We start from the raw sequence: 18,603 nt of genomic DNA, 5'->3' as shown, positions 1-18,603 counted from the left end.
CTTAAGCGAGGCGCGGCATCCACCACTTCGGCGTTGCCCTCTCGCGCTCGAGGAAGGCGTGCAGGATCGCCTCGTCGGGCTCCCCGTTCAGCGTGTATTCCTTGGCATGAATGCCGCCGCTGATATACAGAAGATCGAGGCCGTAATCGAGAGCCCCGCGCACATCCGTCGGCATACCGTCGCCGATCGCGAGAATACGGCTCTTCGGGAAATCGCCGTGGGCCTCGCGCGCAGCCGCAAGCACGGCGTCATAGATCGGCGTGTGCGGCTTGCCGGCGATGCGCGTTTCGCCGCCGAGTTGGTGGTAGTAAGCGGCCATCGCACCGGCGCACGGGATGATGCGGTGTCCGCGCTCGACAACGAGGTCCGGATTGGCGCAGATCATCGGCACGTTGCGTGCCTGAAAATCCTTCAGCATCTCCGTATAGTCTTCCGGCTTTTCCGTCTCGTCGTCGAAGAAGCCGGTGCAGACGAGCGATTCAGCCTCCTTGGCATCGACGCGCTCGACGCCGAGGCCCTCGACGATTGCACGGTCGCGTTCAGGACCGAGCAGGAAGACCTTCTTCGGGCCTTCGGCAATCAGGCCGCGCGTGACGTCGCCAGAGGTGACGATCCGATCATAGGCGCCGTCCTGTATGCCGATCTGGCGCAGCTGGTCGACCACCTGCGGCGCGAGCCGCGGCGAATTGGTGATGAGCACGACGGTGAGCCCCTCGGCGCGCGCCGCTTCGAGAGCCGCCGCAGCCTTCGGGAAAGGGTCGATCCCATTGTGCAGCACACCCCAGACGTCGCAGAACACGGCGTCATACTGGCTGGTGATCTCCGCAAAACTCTCAATCCGCTTGGCCATTCGATTTCCCGATTGCTTTTCAGTCAGGCGTGACATCGCAAAGGCATGCCGCGATGGCAAGGATTTTCGGCCGATCCTTTAGCAAAAACCTGAAGCGGCCTCCACCGGCCGGGCTGCGGCATAGATTCCGCAATCGTCTGGGACATTTCTCGCGCTCTTCACAATTCCGGCGCAAAAATCCGTGATGGGTCTTCTTGACTCCTTCTGGAGCCATCCCTAAATGCTCGCCGCTAGCACTCCTCACTGGAGAGTGCTAACACTCATCGATGTGGGCCTTCCCGGTCCGCGAATGTCATTTGATCGAGGGATTAGACAATGGCAAGCACCAATTTCCGCCCCCTTCACGATCGCGTCGTTGTTCGCCGCGTTGAGTCCGAAGAAAAGACCAAGGGTGGCATTATCATCCCGGACACCGCCAAGGAAAAGCCGCAGGAAGGCGAAATCGTCGCCGTCGGTTCCGGCGCTCGTGACGAGTCCGGCAAGGTCGTCGCTCTCGACGTCAAGGCTGGCGATCGCGTTCTGTTCGGCAAGTGGTCGGGCACCGAAGTCAAGATCAACGGCGAAGACCTTCTGATTATGAAGGAAGCCGACATCATGGGCATCATCGGCTGATCAGCCGGTTATCCCGTCCAGAATATCGCTGACACCCTTTTCAGGAGTTCTCAAAATGGCAGCTAAAGAAATCAAGTTCGGCCGCACCGCGCGCGAAAAGATGCTGCGCGGCGTCGACGTTCTCGCTGACGCAGTGAAGGTAACGCTCGGCCCGAAGGGTCGTAACGTCATCATCGACAAGTCCTTCGGCGCTCCGCGCATCACCAAGGACGGCGTATCGGTCGCCAAGGAAATCGAACTTGAAGACAAGTTCGAAAACATGGGCGCCCAGATGGTCCGCGAAGTTGCTTCGAAGACCAACGACATCGCCGGTGACGGCACCACGACTGCTACCGTTCTCGCCCAGGCCATCGTTCGCGAAGGCGGCAAGGCCGTAGCAGCCGGCATGAACCCGATGGATCTGAAGCGCGGCATCGACCTCGCTGTTGCTGAAGTCGTCAAGGATCTCCAGGCCAAGGCCAAGAAGATCAACACTTCGGAAGAAGTCGCACAGGTCGGCACGATCTCCGCAAACGGCGAAAAGCAGATCGGTCTCGATATTGCTGAAGCCATGCAGAAGGTCGGCAACGAAGGTGTCATCACCGTCGAAGAAGCCAAGACCGCTGAAACCGAACTCGAAGTCGTCGAAGGCATGCAGTTCGACCGCGGCTACCTGTCGCCCTACTTCGTGACCAACCCGGAAAAGATGATCGCCGACCTCGAAGACGCCTTCATCCTCCTGCACGAAAAGAAGCTTTCGAACCTCCAGGCTATGCTCCCGGTTCTCGAAGCCGTCGTTCAGACCGGCAAGCCGCTCCTCATCATCGCTGAAGATGTCGAAGGCGAAGCTCTTGCTACGCTCGTCGTCAACAAGCTGCGTGGTGGTCTCAAGATCGCTGCCGTCAAGGCTCCGGGCTTCGGCGATCGCCGCAAGGCCATGCTGGAAGACATCGCCATCCTGACGGGCGGCACTGTCATCTCCGAAGACCTCGGCATCAAGCTCGAAAACGTTACGCTCGACATGCTCGGCCGTTCCAAGAAGGTTTCGATCTCCAAGGAAAACACCACGATCGTTGACGGTGCCGGCGCAAAGTCCGACATCGAAGGCCGCGTTGGTCAGATCAAGGCTCAGATCGAAGAAACCACTTCCGACTACGACCGCGAGAAGCTGCAGGAACGTCTTGCCAAGCTCGCTGGCGGCGTTGCCGTGATCCGCGTCGGCGGCTCGACGGAAGTCGAAGTCAAGGAAAAGAAGGACCGCATCGACGACGCTCTCAACGCGACGCGCGCTGCCGTTCAGGAAGGCATCGTACCGGGCGGCGGCGTTGCCCTGCTTCGTTCGTCCACGAAGATCACCGCAAAGGGTGAGAACCAGGACCAGGAAGCCGGCATCAACATCGTTCGCAAGGCACTTCAGTCGCTGGTTCGCCAGATCGCTGAAAACGCTGGTGACGAAGCCTCGATCGTTGTCGGCAAGATCCTCGACAAGAACGAAGACAACTACGGCTACAACGCTCAGACCGGCGAATACGGCGATCTGATCGCTCTCGGCATCGTCGACCCGGTCAAGGTTGTTCGCACCGCTCTGCAGAACGCAGCTTCGGTTGCTTCGCTGCTGATCACCACCGAAGCCATGATTGCCGAAGCTCCTAAGAAGGACGGCGGCGCTGCTGGCGGCATGCCGGGCGGCATGGGCGGCATGGGCGGCATGGACATGATGTGATAGGCGAAAGCCTGCACATCTGAGCCATCCGGTTCAGTTCAGGAAGGGCGGTCCTCGGGCCGCCCTTTTTGTTTGCCGGCGAGCGATTCGACCATCTGACAAAGCCGATGTATTTCCGATGGTGAAACGTTTAAGCGAGAGGGGCGAAGGTACTAGCCAACATCGAGGCTTTCGCGAAACTTGCTTTTCTTGTTTATTTTATGCGTTACTTATACTTGTAGCGAAAGTCGTATTTCAGCCTAGAAGTAAGAATTTTTAAAAGGTGGAACCGTTTACACGTGATCCGGACCGCAAAATTCTACCGGATTTTAACAGTTTTTGGTGCGGAAAGCGCCGTCAATGCATCAGCCGGCCTTCAGTACATCACGGAAAAAACATTTGCCGAGCGCACAAAACTGCATATAAATCCGCGCTGCAATTTTGAACGCATAAGAATACTTTTTCCCCCGCCAGCAAAAGCAATTCCGGCAAAGTCGGCCAGGTGCCTTCCAAGCCAAGATTTCGAGTAAAGCATTGTAGTAGAGCGCTGCCGGCAAGCCGCGCTTTGAACGCCCGGACATGAAGGACGGCGCAGCATGAGGATGTTTCGTCAGACTGCACGAGAGCGCGGATAGAACTGCGTCCGACCCGGGAAAGCCCTTGTTTAAGATCGCCAAAGCAACCGCTACCGCCCCCCGCATGCATGACTCACTGGATCTGCCGCATCACGATCAGGAGATGCTTGCGCAGTTCTCCGTCTCCGAGGCCTGGACCGGCGACTTTTCGACGGGCATTATCCGTCTCGGCGAGTGGAGCAGTATGCTGCATGGCCTTTCAACACAGGAATGCGGTCTTCTGAGCCTGTTGCGCTGCTATGATCCGAAAGATCGCGCCCATATCCTCACCCTATTCGAGCAAGCTGCGACGCTTTCGTCATCCTTCTGCTTCTCCACGACAATCCTGATGCCGAACGGTTTGCGGCAGCCGGTTTTCTGCATGGGTGCATCGAGCGGACTCGAGGCGCAGTTCAGCGGCAGCATGGCAGGCGTCTTCCTCTTCCCGCGGTTCAAGCTGGAACAAGGACATCAGATCGCCACCCGGCAATAGGCAGAAGCTTAAAAAGGCCGGTCCTGAGACCGGCCTCTTTTGTTTGCGCCGATTACTCCGGCTTGACGGGAATGTTCAGGCCCTTTTCGCTTGCCGGGCGAGCAATGCAGCGCTCGAGCCACGCCATGACGGAGGGGAACTTTGCGTAGTCCAGGACCTCCCTGCCGCCGTAGAAGATATCGGCGCCACGGATCCATGGGAATGTTGTGATGTCCGCGATCGTGTAGGTGTCGCCCATGATCCATTGACGTCCCTGCAGACGTGCCTCTAGCACGCTGAGCAGCCGCTTGGCTTCGTCCCGATAGCGCTCCACCGGATAGGAATTGTTGGCGACCTTCTCGGCCGCGAATTTGTAGAAGTGGCCGAATTGGCCGAGCATCGGGCCGATCCCGGCCATCTGGAAGAATACCCACTGAATGGTCTCGTAGCGCCCTACGGCATCCGCCGGTATGAGCTTGCCGGTCTTTTCCGCGAGATAGAGAAGGATCGCGCCGGATTCGAAGAGGCCAATCGGCTTGCCGTCAGGGCCGTTCGGATCGATAATCGCGGGGATACGGCCGTTCGGATTGAGCGAGATGAATTCGGGAGACTTCTGCTCGTTCGTAGCGAAGGAAATATAATGCGGCTCGTATGGTAGGCCGAGCTCTTCCAGCGCGACCGACACCTTCACGCCATTCGGCGTTTGCAACGAATAAAGCTGGATGACGTCGGGGTTCTTTGCCGGCCAGCGCTTGGTGATCGGGAAGCTTGAAAGGTCTGCCATTGGAATCTCCTTGGGGGATGGGAAGCAGACCATAGAAGAGCAGCTACCGCGAACACAAGCCACGCTGCGTGAGCGGTCGTTTCAAAATATTGAACAAACCGTCCGCTTCTGTTTATCTTTTCAGCTACGTCAAAATGAGCGAGTAGAAGGGGCAACGAGGTTCAGAAAGTGCCGGGGGCACAGGGACCTCCAGAGCAATCCAAACGGAGATCACGTCCATGTCGAATACCAGCAACGGCCTTATTCTTGTCGCCCGCATCCTCCTGTCCTTCATGTTTATCCTTGCTGGCTTCGGCAAGGTCACCGATCCGGCAGGCACTGCCGGCATGATCGCAGGCGCAGGCTTTCCTGCCGCAACGGCGCTGACCTATCTCGCAGGTCTCTTCGAACTGCTGACCGGCCTTGCCGTTCTCGTCGGCTTCCAGGTCCGCATCGTCGGCTGGTTGCTTGCGGCCTTCTCTATCTTCACTGCCATCTTCTTCCACCTGCCCTATGCCAGCGGCACCGAGCTGGTGAATATCCTCAACCAGATCATGGTCATGAAGAACTTCACGCTGGCCGGCGGTTACATCCTGCTCGCCACGGTCGGCGCAGGCGCCTACTCGATCGATGCCCGCCGCGGCGCATCTGCCGTCCGCGCATAAGCGAACAACCTCCCAAGCATAAGAAACCCGCCGTCGAAAGACGGCGGGTTTCTTCGTTTGGTCCTATGCTGAAATCAGAGGGCGCTTCGCACCGCTTCGATGATCCTTGCCAGCGACTGCTCGTCAGCGTGATTGTCCTTGCGGGCGCGCATGAGGCAGGCTTGCGAGCGCAGGATCACGCCGTCGTTCAGCACTCGCAGGTGGTTCGCCTTCAAGGTGGAGCCTGTCGAGGTGATATCGACGATAATGTCGGCCGAGCCGGACGCGGGAGCGCCTTCCGTCGCGCCAAGGCTTTCGACGATACGATAGAGCTGAATGCCGTGCTGGCTGGAGAAGAACTGCTGCGTCAGCCGCCAGTATTTGGTCGCGATGGTCAAGCGGCGGCCGTGGCGGGCGCGGAAGTCGGCGGCGACGTCTCCGAGATCGGCCATCGTATCGACGTCGAGCCATATTTCCGGAACGGCGACCACCACGTCAGCCTGCCCGAAACCGAGGCGGGCGCAGAATTCCACGCGCTTGTCTGCTTCAGCCAATCCTTCGCGTACGAGATCCTCGCCCGTCACACCGAAATCGATCGAGCCGTTGCCGAGTTCACGGGAGATTTCCGAGGCCGACAGGAAGGCGACATCGACGTCGTCCCATCCCTCGACGCGGCCGCGATAGGAGCGGTCGTTGCCGACGGCACTAATCTTCATGCCGGCGCGTTCGAAGATCGCCGAAGCGTCGTCCTTCATGCGGCCCTTGGAGGGCAGTGCGATGGTGATCGTCATGCCGCCGCCCTTTCCGTTTCGATGCGATCGAGCCAGAGCGAGAAGCCAACGGCCGGAATGCGATCCTTGGCGCCGAGCAGCGTCAAAAGCCTGTCGAAGCGCCCGCCGCCCACCAGAACGGCGGAAGAGCCTTCGATACCGACCTCGAAGACAAGGCCGGTATAGTAATCGAGCGGGCGCCCGAAGGCGGCGCGATAGTCGATGGACGACAGATCGATGCCGGAGTTCCCAAGGGCCGCCACCCGGCCATCGAAACGCGAAAGGGCGTTACCGAGCCTCAAACCGGCGGCATCGGCAAAGCCGGCGAGCGCGGCAGACGCGTTTATGAGCGGCACCCTGAGGGACAGGAACTCCTCGAGCACGCGGAAGGCCGCGTCGTCGAGGCGCGTTTCCGACAGGATCAGCTTCTCCTTCAGGCGGCGTGCGATCTCGGCCGGCGAGCGGCTTGCATTCGAGGAATAGCCGGTCGCCTGCATCGTCGTGTCGATGTGGGCGATGAGCGCCGCCTCATCTCCGGTCGCGATCAGCCGGGCGATATCGTCGTCGAGGCCGGTCACGAACTGCGGGCTGACGAGGCTCGCAAGCAGCGCCTCAAGCTGCGTCATGTTGCCGAAGGCGTGGATCAACCGCTTCTGCCAGCCGAGCGGCAGGCCGAGCGCCTGAACGACGGCTTCGAAGACCGCCTGATCGCCAAGCGTTACCGAGAAGCGCTTGCCGGGGAGAAGCCGCGTCAGGATGGCGGTCGCATCGCCGATGGCGCGGGCGTCAGCGCTGGCGATATTGATGTCGCCGAGATCTTCAATGCCAGCCTGGTAGAATTCGTTGCCGCCCTCACGGCGCTGGCGGAAAACCTCGCCGAGATAGGAATAGCGCTTGGGCGTGCCGGTGGCCGTTTCGATGTGGCGAATGCAGACGGGAATGGTGAATTCCGGGCGCAGGCACAGGCTCGCGCCGGTCTCGCTTTCCGTCATGAAGATGCGGCGGCGGAGGTCTTCGCCGGCGATGTCGAGAAAAGGCTCGGCCGGCTGGATTACCGGCGTGTCGATCCGCGCCGTCTTTCGGGCGGCGAATTCGTCCAGAAGGTCGTCGGCGAAATCGGGGAGGTTGATCAGGGGCATGTCAGCCCGCCCTCGCGCGATCTTCCGCCTGCGCCGCCAGAATTTCCTTCACCTTGGCGACGAGATCGGTCTCGGCAACGGTCTCCTGTGCGACGCGGGCCTCGCGCCAGCTCGCATTGTCCTCGATCTCGCCGGAAAGGCGCTTGCCCTCGATCAGATCCTTGATCTGCACGACGCCCTCAGCGCGCTCGTCGCCGCCCTGAATGATCGCGATCGGGCAGCCGCGGCGGTCGGCATATTTCAGCTGGTTGCCGAATTTCTTCCAGTTGCCCTGGAACATCTCGGCGCGGATGCCGGCGGCACGCAGCTCCTGCGTCATGCGCTGATAGCGGCCCATGGCGTCCACATCGCCGTCCATGACGGTGACGAGCACCGGCTCGATGACGTCCTGCTGGCCGAGCTTGCCGAGGTTCTTCAGCGCCGTCATCAGCCGCGAAACGCCGATGGAGAAGCCGGTCGCCGGGACCGGCTGGCCCATGAAGCGGGACACAAGGCCATCATACCGCCCACCGCCACCGACAGATCCGAAGACGACCTTTTCGCCCTTCTCGTTGGTCACGTCGAAGGTAAGTTCGGCCTCGTAGACCGGGCCAGTGTAATATTCGAGACCGCGCACGACGGAAGGGTCGATGATGACACGACCATCGTCATAGCCTGCTGCCCTCAAAAGTGATGCGATTACCTTGAGTTCCCCGAGCCCATCAAAGAGAACTGCATTATTCTCTTCATTTGCACCGATCTGACGGGCCTGTGCATCAAGCCATTCAGGCGGATATTCGACGTCAATGCAATCGAACCAGCGGCTTGGATTGCGACCGTGCCGCTCAGCGAACTCAGCATCAGATATGCGTCGTCCTTCGGCCGCAATTCCGATTCGAGCTTGAACTTCTAGCAATCCGACTAGGAACTCGATGTGAGGCTGCTCAAGACCTGCCCCCTTGGTGAAATCGCCGGATTCGTCTTTACGTCCCGGACCGAGCAAAAGTCTGACCCCATCAGCGCCAAACTTGTCAAACTTATCAATCGCACGCAGCACGTTGAGCCGCCGCAATGCATTCTCGTCACCGCCAAGGCCGATCGCCTCCAGCACGCCGTCCAGAACCTTTCGGTTATTCACCCGGATAACGTAATCGCCGCGCTTGATGCCGAGGGCTTCCAGCGTATCGGCCATCATCATGCACATTTCCGCATCGGCCTGGACGCCCGGCGCACCGACGGTATCGGCGTCGAACTGCATGAACTGGCGGAAGCGGCCCGGACCGGGCTTTTCGTTCCGGAACACATAGCCGGCGCGATAGGTACGGTAGGGAAGCTGGATCTCGTTGAAGTTTTCCGCGACATGGCGGGCGAGCGGCGCCGTCAGGTCGTAGCGCAGGCTCATCCACTGGTCGTCGTCGTCCTGCAGCGAGAAGACGCCTTCGTTCGGGCGGTCGCTGTCGGGCAGGAACTTGCCAAGCGCATCGGTATATTCGAGGAGCGGCGTTTCGACCGGATCGAAACCATAATGCTCATAGACTTCGCGAATCTTCGCGGTCATCTCGTTGACGGCGCGGATATCCGCCGCCGAACGGTCGACGAAGCCGCGCGGCAGGCGAGCCTTGAGCTTTTGTGGTTTCTTCTGCTTGTCGTTCATTTCCAACGCATTCCGCTCAATCGTGACAGTGGCGATTTCCTAGCGGATTGGGCCGGTAGCGGCAAGGGCGAAGGGGCCTTGAAGTGAACCGCAGAATCAAAGATCGAACAAGCACAGCCCAAATTGCGGAACCAGCCATGATCGTCGAAGCCTTGCTCTATCTCGCAACCCTGCCCGTCACGGCCAAGCCGCACCGTAAGTTCGTCCGCTATTCGGTCAATCTCTGGTCCCGCGGCAGGCGCTGCAGCAGGCAGTGGGCGGAGCATGAAGAGAAGAGCCAGTCGGCCATGCTTGCGGCGGCCTCCGGCCTTCGGCAGAAGCGGACGGTGGTCGTCTTGGGATCAGGACTCCTGCGCGACGTGCCGATCGAAGCGCTTTCCAAATCCTTCGACACGGTCGTCCTCGTCGATCTTGTGCACCTCGCCTCCGTCCGCTTCCGGCTGAAGGCAAAGGGATACCGGAACGTTCGCCTCATCGAGCGCGACCTTTCCGGCTACGATGCGTTGCGGGAAACGGGTTCGGCGGAGCCGCTCGGCTTCCTTCGCGGTGTGCCCTATCTCGATCTCGTCATTTCCGCCAACCTGCTTTCCCAGATCGGCCGCGGCGTCAAGCGGCGCTTCGAGGCCGAGCAGGACGGGGCGATGCCCCGGGATACCGTGCAGCGCCTGATTGCCGCGCACATCGAGGGCCTTCAGATCCAGCCCTGCGCTACCTGTCTCGTCACTGACACTTCCTACGCGGTGATCGACCGGAACGGAAAGACGCATGAGACCGCCGATTTGCTGCACGACGTCGCGCCGCCGGCTGACAAGACATCGTGGACATGGCCCGTCGCGCCACTTGGTGAGGAGAGCCGCGATTACCAGATCATCCACCAGGTGATTGCCGCTTATTGAGATGCATATTATGCTGGCTGCAATCCAGGATTTATTGTATCACTTTTAATATCGGATATCATTGCGGTGAAGATCGTTTGGGATGAGCCGAAGCGCCTCGCAAATCTCGATAAGCACGGATTGGATTTTGCCGATCTCGACCTGATGTTTTTCCTGTCCGCCGTTCTTCAACCCGCTCGCGGAGGCCGCATCATGGCGATCGGCAGATTTACGGACGGCACCATCGTGGTGATCTTCGCAAGACTGGGCGAAGAGGCTTTATCAGTGATTTCAATGCGCCCGGCCAAGGCAACGGAAAGGCGGCTACTGAATGACAGCAAAGAAAACTGAGTTGCAATCCGAATTCAAAGAAGGCCGCGGATACAGCAAGGAAGATTGGGACGCGGTCAGCGACAATCCCGAATGGACCGAGGAAGACTTCAAGAACGCGCGGCCCTTTGCCGAAGTCTTCCCGGAGCTTGCTGAAAGCATCCGCCGGGCGCGGGGCAGACCTGCTGTCGAAAAACCGAAGAGGCAGATTTCGCTGCGGCTCGATCCAGACGTGATCGACGCCTTCAAGGCGACCGGAAAAGGCTGGCAGGGACGGATCAACGAGGCGTTGCGAAAAGCAGCGAAGCTTTGAAAGCATTCTTATGAGCGGCCTTGGTTTTTGATGGCCATTCGCCTACCCTCCGCCCATGCGCTTCTTTGCCATCACAACGATGCTTTTCGGCTGGCTGTTTTACAGCGCGATGTCCGCACTGGCGGGTTGCCCCATGTGCGCGTCGATGCAGCAGCCCGTCATGGCCGAGATGCATCACGACATGGCGGGCATGGACATGTCGGCGCATACTAAGACGGACTTGCCCAAAAATCCCTGTGTAACCGGCGACACTGCGCATATGGCCTTCTGCACGGTCTGCGTAGTCGTGCCGCCAGCGCTTATGGTCGACACAAATGCGAAGCATATATTCGCTTATCCTTCGCCCGGCGCCGGGCAAGCGCTCGCCGATCATCGCATTGCCCCGCAACCGCCGCCTCCCCGGCTCGTCTGACGCAGTTTCTTCCATACCGATCGTGCGGCATCCGCCGCGCCTGTGAACCTATTGTCAGACAGAGGAAGGAAATCCCATGTCTTTGAAAATTCTCGCTTTCACCGCAGCTTTCGCGTTTGCCGTCCCGGCATTTGCCGAGGACATGCAGATGGACATGAGTAAGCCAATGGATATGATGAAGCCGATGGGCGACCACAGCCCTTCAAGCCATGCTTTCGCCAAAGCGAACGCCAAGATGCACAAGGATATGATGGTCGAGTTGACCGGCAACACCGACGTCGATTTCGTCCGCAGCATGATCCCGCACCATCAGGGTGCGATCGACATGGCGAAGATCGAGTTGCAATACGGCAAGGATCCGGAAATCCGCAAACTCGCCGAAGCGGTCATCAAGGCCCAGGAAGCGGAAATCGCCGAAATGAACACCTGGTTGAAAGCCCACGCGAAGTAAAGCCGTCAAGCAAGGAAACGCCGGTGCCTGACGCACCGGCGTTTCCGTTTTCAGTTCAGGCCTTCGGCTCGAAAGGTTCCGGGCGGCGGGCGGCGCCCTGGCGGGCAAGCATCCAGCCCGGATATTCCGGCGCCAGCGCGCTGACCTCGTCGAGTTTCTGCAGATCGCCGGCATCGAGCTTCAGCTGGACGGCGGCAAGGTTCTGATCGAGCTGATCGATGCGCTTCGCGCCAATGATGACGCTGGTGACGAACGGCTTGGCGAGAACATAGGCGAGTGCGACCGTTGCGACGCTGCTGCCGTGCTTTTCGGCAATCTCACGCATAACGGCAACGCAGGCCCAGGCCTTGTCCTTGTCCACCGGCGGAAAATCGAAGCTGGCGCGGCGGCCTTCGCCGTTGCCGGGCGCGCCCGGACCGTATTTGCCGGAGAGCAGGCCGCCGGCAAGCGGCGACCAGACCATCAGGCCGAGCTTCTCCTCATTCATCAGCGGCACGATATCGCGTTCGAGATCACGGCCGGCGATGGAGTAGTAGGCCTGGACGGTTTCGAAGCGGGCAAAGCCGCGGCGTTCGGAGATGCCGAGCGCCTTGGCGATCCGCCAGGCCTGCCAGTTCGAGACGCCGATATAGCGCACGAGACCGCGGGAGACGAGATCGTCGAGAGCGCGCAGCGTCTCGTCGATCGGCGTCACCGTATCGGTTGCATGAATCTGATAGAGATCAATGTGATCCGTCTGCAGCCGCTTGAGGCTGGCTTCGACGGAATCCATGATATGCCCGCGGGAGGCGCCGCGATCGTTGGGCTTGTCGCCCATAACGCCATAAACCTTGGTGGCGATGACAACATCCTTGCGCGGGACATTGAGGTTTTTCAGCGCCTGTCCGAGGAGCCTTTCGGATTGCCCGAAGGAATAGACATCGGCGGTATCGATGAAGTTGACGCCGGCCTGGAGCGAGCGCTCGACGATCTGGTCGGCCGCCTTCTGGTCGACGTCGGCGATGGCGCCCCAGGTGGTGCCGCTGCCTGCCTCACCGAATGTCATGGTGCCCAAGCAGATTTCCGAGACGAAAAGTCCCGTATTTCCGAGTTGATTGTAACGCATGAAGAAATTCCTTGTGTCGGCCGAAATCGACCGCTTGCGGGCTGCTGAATTCTAATCTTTCAATATTGGCCTGAACGGTCAGGCACAGCCGAAGCTGGCTGCAGGCAGGCATTTTACGTAATGCCAGGCAGCCGCATTTCAACGTCGCCTGCGACATATTGAGAGGAGAAAGCAGAAGCCCTTGTCTAAACACAGCCTCCCAATAGATTGCTGCTTCACAGGTTGCAGGAGCTTCAGATGAGCACGCACGCGCTGACGACGATCGGCTTCGACGCCGACGATACGCTCTGGCAGAACGAACAGTATTACCGGCTAACCGAGGAGCACTTCACGCAACTGCTCGCCGATTTCGCGGACGGTTCGCAGATTTCGCAGCGGCTGCTGGAAGCTGAAAAGCGCAATCTCAGCCACTACGGCTTCGGCATAAAGGGCTTTACGCTGTCGATGATAGAGACCGCGATCGAGATCACCGAAGGCAAGGTGCCGGCGAGCGTGATCGCGAAAATCCTTGATACCGGCCGCGACCTTCTTTCGCATCCGGTCGAGACCATGCCGCATGTCCGCGAGACGCTGGAATCCCTTGCCGGAAACTATCTGCTGGTATTGATCACCAAAGGCGACCTGTTCGATCAGGAGCGCAAGCTCGCCCAATCCGGTCTTGGCGATTTCTTCGATGCCGTCGAGATCGTCTCGGACAAGACGGCCGTCACCTATCGGCGGATTTTCTCGAAGCTCGGCGACGGTCCGGAACGGGCCATGATGGTCGGCAATTCGCTCAAGTCCGATATCGTGCCGGCGATTGCCGCCGGAAGCTACGGCGTCTTCGTGCCGCATGAGCTGACCTGGGTCCTAGAGCATGTCGACGAGCCGAAGGAGGCACCGCGCTTTCGAAAGATCGCCCATCTCGGCGAACTCGGCGGACTGCTCGACGGATTGTCCTGAGCTATTCCCCGGTACCGGATTTTGAGGGCGCAGCCGGGAACAGCGACGGACGTTGCGGTTCTTCGGGTTTTGCGGGCTGCGGTTGCCCGGCCGCCTGCGGCTCGATGAGCAGCGTATAGGGCGCTCCCAGGCCGCGGCGCGGCGAAGCCTTGGAATAATAGGGCCGCAGAAACCACGTGGTGTTTTCCTTCACGGTCACATCAAGTGCCGTGCCGTCCTCATCTGTGCCGAAAAATGCCTCATCATCGGGCTTGGAGAGATCGAAGATCGCAAGAAACGCATACTTGCTCTTTGTCGTAAAGCTGATCCTTACGTGTTGGCCGGCGCGCACCGGCAAGGTGTAGACACCGCTGTTGCCGAATTTGGTCCAGCCCTTGATCTGCATGGTGACCGCCGGAAACTGGAGCTTCTCCAGCTTTTCGCCGGGATCGAGCTGCGGTTCCTGGGCAAATGCCGCCGTCGCGCACAGAAAGAGCGCCGAAGCGATGCCGATCCACGCTCTCATGGGCGCACCAATGCCACGCGCATAGCCTCCACTTCGGGGCGGCGGAAGCAGCCTTCGATATGATCGTTGACGAGACCCATTGCCTGCATGAAGGCATAAACTGTGGTCGGACCGACAAAGGTCCAGCCGCGTTTCTTCAAATCCTTCGATATTCTTACCGAAACGGGTGTCGTGGGGTTGGCGGCGACGTGCTGGCGGTCGACAACGGCGGGGCGTTCATGAAGAGCCGGCTCATAGCTCCAGAAGTAGCGCCCAAGCGAGCCGAATTCGCTCCTCAGAGTAATGGCGCGCCTGGCATTGTTGATCGTCGATACGATCTTGCCGCGGTGGCGGATGATACCGGCGTCGGCAAGGCACCGCTCGATATCCCGATCATCAAACAGCGCCACCTTTTCGAAGTCGAAACCCGCGAAGGCAGCCCGGAAATTATCGCGCTTGCGCAGGATCGTCAGCCAGGAGAGGCCGGACTGGAACCCTTCAAGGCAGATTTTCTCGAAGAGGCGGATGTCGTCGGTGACCGGCCTGCCCCACTCCTCGTCGTGATAGCGCATGTAGTCTGGAAGATTTGCATGCCAGTGGCAGCGGCTCTTGCCGTCCTCGCCGATTATGATTCCCGTTTCGCTCATTCTTCGCCGCCATTTCTTCGTCAGAATCCGGCTTTAGCATTTGCTAACCCTGTTTCCAAACCGAAGAGTAACCCTGACGAAAAGTTTATTCCGCCAGCTGTCCCTTACTGAATCGATTTTTACCATTCGCTGGCGGCGATAATGGCAGCATGTTGGGCAGGCGGACTGCCGCCCTTACGCATTTTCGGTCATTTGTAGAGAGCCCGCCCGATGATGAAATCCGCATTGATTGCCGCCGGTGTGATCGGCCTACTGGCCTCGCCGGCCCTTGGCGACGACCGCTACGCAAGTCGTCCGCCCATCGTTCTCAGCCCCGACCTCACAGCTCCCTGGGTCAACCAACTCGGCAGCGACAATGTTCGCCCTGTGGTCTATCAGCGCCCCGCCCCGCAATGGCGCGGCTTCATCCCGCGGCTGCCTTTCTTCCGCCGTGCGCCTGCGCCCGAAGCCGCTCCCGCCCCACAGCAAGTTGCAGGAATTCGTCCCGACCTGCCGGTGATCCGCCATCAGATCGAGCCAGAGTATCTGCCGCAGATGGTCGACTACCAGACCAAGGAAAAACCGGGCACGATCGTCATCGATACGAACAACCGCTTTCTCTATCTTGTTGTGGCCAACGGCCAGGCCCGGCGTTACGGGGTCGGCGTCGGCAAGCCGGGCTTCGAGTGGGCCGGCGTACACAAGGTTACCCGCAAAACGGAATGGCCGGAGTGGACGCCGCCCTCCGAGATGGTTAGCCGCGAAGCTGCGAAGGGCCATTATCTGCCGGCCCGCATGGACGGTGGTCCGGAGAACCCGCTTGGCGCGCGCGCCATGTATCTCGGCTCGACGCTCTACAGAATCCACGGCACCAATGCGCCCTGGACGATCGGCAGTGCCGTTTCTTCGGGCTGCATCCGCCTGCGCAACGAGGATGTTGTCGACCTTTACGAACGCGTCAAAGTCGGTACGCGCGTTATCGTGATGTAACTGCTGGCTTTTACCTCACTTCTGGCAAGAACAGCCGGCACTCAGAATCAAAAATGCTGTGCCGGCGACAACTGATCTTGAATCGGGCTGAAGTTCAGGTAGCTTCGGCCCGATTTTGCTTTTGAGGGGAATCAATATGTTGAAAGTCGCCTCCGGCCTTGCGGCCGCCGGCATTGCATTTTCTATTGCAATCACGCCTGCCGTTGCTCAACCCGCCCACGATGCTGCACCCGTCGTCCGCGTTCCGAAAACCAAGTTCGTAAAGCCGGAGTTCAAGCGCAAGCTCGTGCGGCTCGTGACGAACGAAGAGCCGGGTACGATCATCGTCGATACCAACAACAAGTATCTCTACTACGTCGAGACGAAGAACCGCGCGACGCGCTACGGCATCGGGGTCGGCCGTGATGGCTTCGGCTGGTCAGGCGTCGTGAAGATCGGCCGCAAGGCCGAATGGCCGACCTGGACGCCGCCGGCCGAGATGCGTGTCCGCGAGGCCGCGAAGGGTCACATCATACCCGCCTTCCAGGAAGGCGGCGAAGACAATCCGCTCGGCGCACGCGCCATGTATCTCTATCAGGGCGGCCGCGATACTATTTTCCGTATCCACGGCACCAATCAGCCTTGGACGATCGGCCTGAACATGTCTTCCGGCTGCATCCGCATGATGAACGACGACGTCATTCATCTCTATTCGCGCGCGGCGGTCGGCGCGAAGGTGATCGTCATCGGTCCCGGCGACAAGCAGGGCAACGTCGCCTTCCAAGACAAGGGCATCGACCTGCTGCGCACCATCTTCGGCGACGGCTGATTCTTCGCCACTTGCTTGATGATGAAGGGCGGCTTTTGCCGCCCTTTTCATATTGGTGTCAGGTGAGATGGCTGTGGCGCAGATGGCGCTATTTCCAACCCTGCAATAAGCCTGTCACGGAAAGCGGGATAGATGTGCGCTGCTGATAATCAGGGAATTTTTCATGCATCGCATATTCAATCCCACTGCGGCGAGCCTTGCCATATTTTCCATTCTGAGCTTTTTGAACGCCGCGCCGGCTTCGGCCGAGGATCTCCAGTTTTCCTTCTATGGCGGATACCAGACGGCGCCCCATAGCGGCGTCGACCTATCCGACGGCACGCATTTTACCGCGGGATGGGAGGGCAAATCCTTCGCCTCGCCGCCCTATTACGGCGGCCGCATCACCTGGTGGCTGGAGGATTTCAACCATCCGAACCTCGGCTTCTCGATCGACTACACGCATGCCAAGGTCTATGCGGATGACGAGACGCTCCGCACCTCCGGCTGGTCGCATTTCGAATTCACCGATGGCCTCAATCTGCTGACCGCCAACGCGATCTACCGCTTCGCGGCGACCGCCTGAAAACGAATGTCATCACCAATGCCGTCAATCTCGGCCTTTCGTTTCACTGGTGATGCGGTGTCCTTCGTTGTTGCGACTCATTTGGAGCCGCAACTGACCTTGCCGCTGACTGCAAATGGCGTTTGACCGCCGGTGATCGTCAATCCATAGGTGCCCGAAAAGCTCTTTCCGGGCCCTTTGGCGAGAATGACGAGGCTCAGAGCCTGAGTGCCGGCGTCGTCGTCGGTATCGAATATCTCAAGGCGCAAATCGCCGTCATCCCACCAGCGGTTCGTGAGCTTGCTGGAATCGAACACGCGTTTCTTGAAAACGTCAGGAACCGAGCCGCTCTTGATCATCAGCGCGCCGCGGAAATGATTGAGCTTATGTCCGGCTTCGTCCCGAAAGCCGCTTTCGATCGTGAAGCGCGCGCTGCCATCGTCCGCCGAGCAGAAGAACCGGCTGTCGGCATGCGCAGCCCCTGCCGCGCCGAGCAGACCTGCAAGCAGTATCGTTATACGCCGCATATGCCAAACTCCGTCACCGGCCGAAAACCGGCCGAACTTAGGGTAACGGCAAATCTCTTAATTTTTGGGGTACATCGCCGCCATAAGCCCAATCCAGCAACTCAACCGTATGCAGAATCGGGATCGCGGTACCGGTGCCGATCTGGGTGATGCAGCCGATGTTGCCGGTGGCGATCACATGCGGCTTCGTCGCCTCGATATTCTTGACTTTGCGCGCCTTCAGCGCCGCGGAAATATCTGACTGCATGATGTTGTAGGTCCCGGCGGAGCCGCAACAGAGGTGGCCTTCCGCCGGTTCGCGAACGGTGAAGCCCGCAGCCTTCAGAAGCTGCTTGGGCGCCATAGTGATCCTCTGCCCGTGCTGCATGGAGCAGGCAGAATGATAGGCGACCGTGACGCCCCTTGGCATATGCGAAGGAAGGTCGAGCGTCGCGAGATACTCGGTGATGTCCTTGGCCAATGCTGATATGCGCGCAGCCTTTTGCGCATAGGCGGAGTCGAGCCGCAGCATATGGCCATAATCCTTGATCGTCGTGCCGCAGCCAGAGGCGGTGATGATGATCGCATCCAGACCGCCGTTTTCGATCTCCCTCGTCCAGACGTCGACATTCGCCCGTGCGCTCGCAAGCGCCTGTTCCTCGCGGCCCATGTGGTGCACCAGCGAGCCGCAACAGACCTCACCGGCCGGCGCCACAACCTCGATGCCGAGACGGGTCAAAAGCTTGATCGTCGCCTCGTTGATGGCGGGATCGAGCACCGGCTGTGCGCAGCCCGTGAGAATCGCGACACGACCGCGCTTTTCAGCCTTCGCTGCATGGACCGCGGGACGCGCAAAGGGTGACGGCGCCGGGATCTGCCTTGGCGCAAGCGCCAACATCGCGGCAAAAGGCTTCAGGGAAGACGCGCGCATCAAGCCCTTGAACGGTCTTCCGATCTTCGCGAGGTTCAGCGCCAGGCGAAAACGGCCGGGATAGGGCAGCACGGCCGCCAGGATGCCGCGCGTCATTCGCTCCATGAA

22 protein-coding genes and 1 pseudogene are annotated in these 18,603 nt (G+C 59.7%); 13 read left to right on the top strand and 10 right to left on the bottom strand.

Annotation, left to right across the window (positions count from 1 at the left end; genetic code table 11):
* Position 1: 1 nt before the first annotated feature.
* Positions 2-850: a TIGR01459 family HAD-type hydrolase gene (locus ACPYOJ_RS07690; protein ID WP_481415711.1), complete on the bottom strand. Its 849-nt coding sequence runs from the start codon at positions 848-850 to the stop codon at positions 2-4.
* Between the two features lie 315 nt (positions 851-1,165).
* Between ACPYOJ_RS07690 and groES the strand changes: the two genes are divergently transcribed.
* The 3 genes from groES (at position 1,166) to ACPYOJ_RS07675 (ending at position 4,250) form a co-directional block, all read left to right on the top strand.
* Positions 1,166-1,462: a co-chaperone GroES gene (gene groES, locus ACPYOJ_RS07685; protein WP_004675403.1), complete on the top strand. Its 297-nt coding sequence runs from the start codon at positions 1,166-1,168 to the stop codon at positions 1,460-1,462.
* Positions 1,463-1,517: 55 nt separating this feature from the next.
* The gene (gene groL, locus ACPYOJ_RS07680; RefSeq protein WP_481415710.1) at positions 1,518-3,164 is read left to right on the top strand and encodes a chaperonin GroEL; all 1,647 of its coding nucleotides are present in this window, start codon (positions 1,518-1,520) and stop codon (positions 3,162-3,164) included.
* A 639-nt stretch (positions 3,165-3,803) separates the two neighbouring features.
* Positions 3,804-4,250, top strand: coding sequence for a hypothetical protein (locus ACPYOJ_RS07675; protein ID WP_481415709.1), 447 nt, complete (start codon positions 3,804-3,806; stop codon positions 4,248-4,250).
* 52 nt (positions 4,251-4,302) lie between these two features.
* On the opposite strand, the gene ACPYOJ_RS07670 is transcribed toward ACPYOJ_RS07675, so the two are convergent.
* Entirely contained in the window at positions 4,303-5,013 is a 711-nt protein-coding gene (locus ACPYOJ_RS07670) for a glutathione binding-like protein (RefSeq protein ID WP_481415708.1), read from the bottom strand.
* 218 nt (positions 5,014-5,231) lie between these two features.
* On the opposite strand from ACPYOJ_RS07670, the gene ACPYOJ_RS07665 reads away from it, so the two are divergent.
* A complete protein-coding gene (locus ACPYOJ_RS07665; protein ID WP_168828524.1) occupies positions 5,232-5,657 on the top strand; it encodes a DoxX family protein in 426 nt (141 codons plus the stop codon).
* A 74-nt stretch (positions 5,658-5,731) separates the two neighbouring features.
* Here ACPYOJ_RS07665 and hisG read toward each other — a convergent pair whose 3' ends face one another.
* The 3 genes from hisG to hisS are packed head-to-tail and all read right to left on the bottom strand — an operon-like array spanning position 5,732 to position 9,178.
* Positions 5,732-6,427: an ATP phosphoribosyltransferase gene (hisG, locus tag ACPYOJ_RS07660; RefSeq protein ID WP_481415707.1), complete on the bottom strand. Its 696-nt coding sequence runs from the start codon at positions 6,425-6,427 to the stop codon at positions 5,732-5,734.
* Positions 6,424-7,545, bottom strand: a complete 1,122-nt coding sequence (locus tag ACPYOJ_RS07655) for an ATP phosphoribosyltransferase regulatory subunit (protein ID WP_481415706.1) — start codon at positions 7,543-7,545, stop codon at positions 6,424-6,426. The genes hisG and ACPYOJ_RS07655 overlap by 4 nt, the downstream gene beginning before the upstream one ends.
* Before the next feature lies 1 nt (position 7,546).
* Positions 7,547-9,178, bottom strand: a complete 1,632-nt coding sequence (hisS, locus tag ACPYOJ_RS07650) for a histidine--tRNA ligase (RefSeq protein ID WP_481415705.1) — start codon at positions 9,176-9,178, stop codon at positions 7,547-7,549.
* Positions 9,179-9,315: 137 nt separating this feature from the next.
* Between hisS and ACPYOJ_RS07645 the strand changes: the two genes are divergently transcribed.
* From ACPYOJ_RS07645 to copM, 5 genes are all read left to right on the top strand, one after another.
* A complete protein-coding gene (locus tag ACPYOJ_RS07645; protein WP_481415704.1) occupies positions 9,316-10,074 on the top strand; it encodes a hypothetical protein in 759 nt (252 codons plus the stop codon).
* 66 nt (positions 10,075-10,140) lie between these two features.
* Entirely contained in the window at positions 10,141-10,404 is a 264-nt protein-coding gene (locus tag ACPYOJ_RS07640; protein ID WP_481415703.1) for a BrnT family toxin, read from the top strand.
* Positions 10,385-10,696 carry a BrnA antitoxin family protein gene (locus ACPYOJ_RS07635; protein WP_481415702.1) on the top strand — a complete coding sequence of 104 codons (312 nt, stop codon included), beginning with the start codon at positions 10,385-10,387 and terminating at the stop codon, positions 10,694-10,696. Before ACPYOJ_RS07640 ends, ACPYOJ_RS07635 begins: the two co-directional genes overlap by 20 nt.
* A gap of 133 nt (positions 10,697-10,829) precedes the next feature.
* Positions 10,830-11,108, top strand: coding sequence for a hypothetical protein (locus ACPYOJ_RS07630; RefSeq protein ID WP_481415701.1), 279 nt, complete (start codon positions 10,830-10,832; stop codon positions 11,106-11,108).
* A 76-nt stretch (positions 11,109-11,184) separates the two neighbouring features.
* Positions 11,185-11,559, top strand: coding sequence for a CopM family metallochaperone (gene copM / locus ACPYOJ_RS07625; protein ID WP_481415700.1), 375 nt, complete (start codon positions 11,185-11,187; stop codon positions 11,557-11,559).
* A gap of 55 nt (positions 11,560-11,614) precedes the next feature.
* Here the strand turns inward: copM and ACPYOJ_RS07620 are convergent, their stop codons facing one another.
* Entirely contained in the window at positions 11,615-12,664 is a 1,050-nt protein-coding gene (locus ACPYOJ_RS07620; RefSeq protein ID WP_481415699.1) for an aldo/keto reductase, read from the bottom strand.
* Positions 12,665-12,901: 237 nt separating this feature from the next.
* Here ACPYOJ_RS07620 and ACPYOJ_RS07615 point away from each other — a divergent pair, with 237 nt between their 5' ends.
* Positions 12,902-13,606 (top strand): HAD family hydrolase, encoded by a 705-nt coding sequence (locus ACPYOJ_RS07615; RefSeq protein WP_481415698.1) that lies wholly within the window; start codon positions 12,902-12,904, stop codon positions 13,604-13,606.
* A 1-nt stretch (position 13,607) separates the two neighbouring features.
* On the opposite strand, the gene ACPYOJ_RS07610 is transcribed toward ACPYOJ_RS07615, so the two are convergent.
* Both ACPYOJ_RS07610 and ACPYOJ_RS07605 read right to left on the bottom strand, forming a co-directional pair.
* Positions 13,608-14,111, bottom strand: coding sequence for a hypothetical protein (locus ACPYOJ_RS07610; RefSeq protein WP_481415697.1), 504 nt, complete (start codon positions 14,109-14,111; stop codon positions 13,608-13,610).
* The gene (locus tag ACPYOJ_RS07605) at positions 14,108-14,737 is read right to left on the bottom strand and encodes a DNA-3-methyladenine glycosylase I (protein ID WP_481415696.1); all 630 of its coding nucleotides are present in this window, start codon (positions 14,735-14,737) and stop codon (positions 14,108-14,110) included. The genes ACPYOJ_RS07610 and ACPYOJ_RS07605 overlap by 4 nt, the downstream gene beginning before the upstream one ends.
* Positions 14,738-14,947: 210 nt before the next feature.
* Between ACPYOJ_RS07605 and ACPYOJ_RS07600 the strand changes: the two genes are divergently transcribed.
* The 3 genes and pseudogenes from ACPYOJ_RS07600 to ACPYOJ_RS07590 form a co-directional block, all read left to right on the top strand.
* Positions 14,948-15,706, top strand: coding sequence for a L,D-transpeptidase (locus ACPYOJ_RS07600; protein WP_481415695.1), 759 nt, complete (start codon positions 14,948-14,950; stop codon positions 15,704-15,706).
* Between the two features lie 136 nt (positions 15,707-15,842).
* A complete protein-coding gene (locus ACPYOJ_RS07595) occupies positions 15,843-16,514 on the top strand; it encodes a L,D-transpeptidase (RefSeq protein WP_168828510.1) in 672 nt (223 codons plus the stop codon).
* Positions 16,515-16,677: 163 nt separating this feature from the next.
* Positions 16,678-17,064, top strand: a pseudogene (locus ACPYOJ_RS07590) (lipid A oxidase); the annotation flags it as partial.
* A 92-nt stretch (positions 17,065-17,156) separates the two neighbouring features.
* Here the strand turns inward: ACPYOJ_RS07590 and ACPYOJ_RS07585 are convergent.
* Together ACPYOJ_RS07585 and ACPYOJ_RS07580 are read right to left on the bottom strand one after the other, a co-directional pair.
* Positions 17,157-17,585 (bottom strand): hypothetical protein, encoded by a 429-nt coding sequence (locus ACPYOJ_RS07585; protein WP_481415694.1) that lies wholly within the window; start codon positions 17,583-17,585, stop codon positions 17,157-17,159.
* A gap of 37 nt (positions 17,586-17,622) precedes the next feature.
* On the bottom strand, positions 17,623-18,603 hold a 981-nt coding region (locus tag ACPYOJ_RS07580; RefSeq protein WP_481415693.1), incomplete at its 5' end, for a heterodisulfide reductase-related iron-sulfur binding cluster.

It is taken from the genome of Rhizobium sp. SVR5-9E (assembly GCF_056755095.1).
This window is presented reverse-complemented; position numbering and strand designations above follow the sequence as displayed.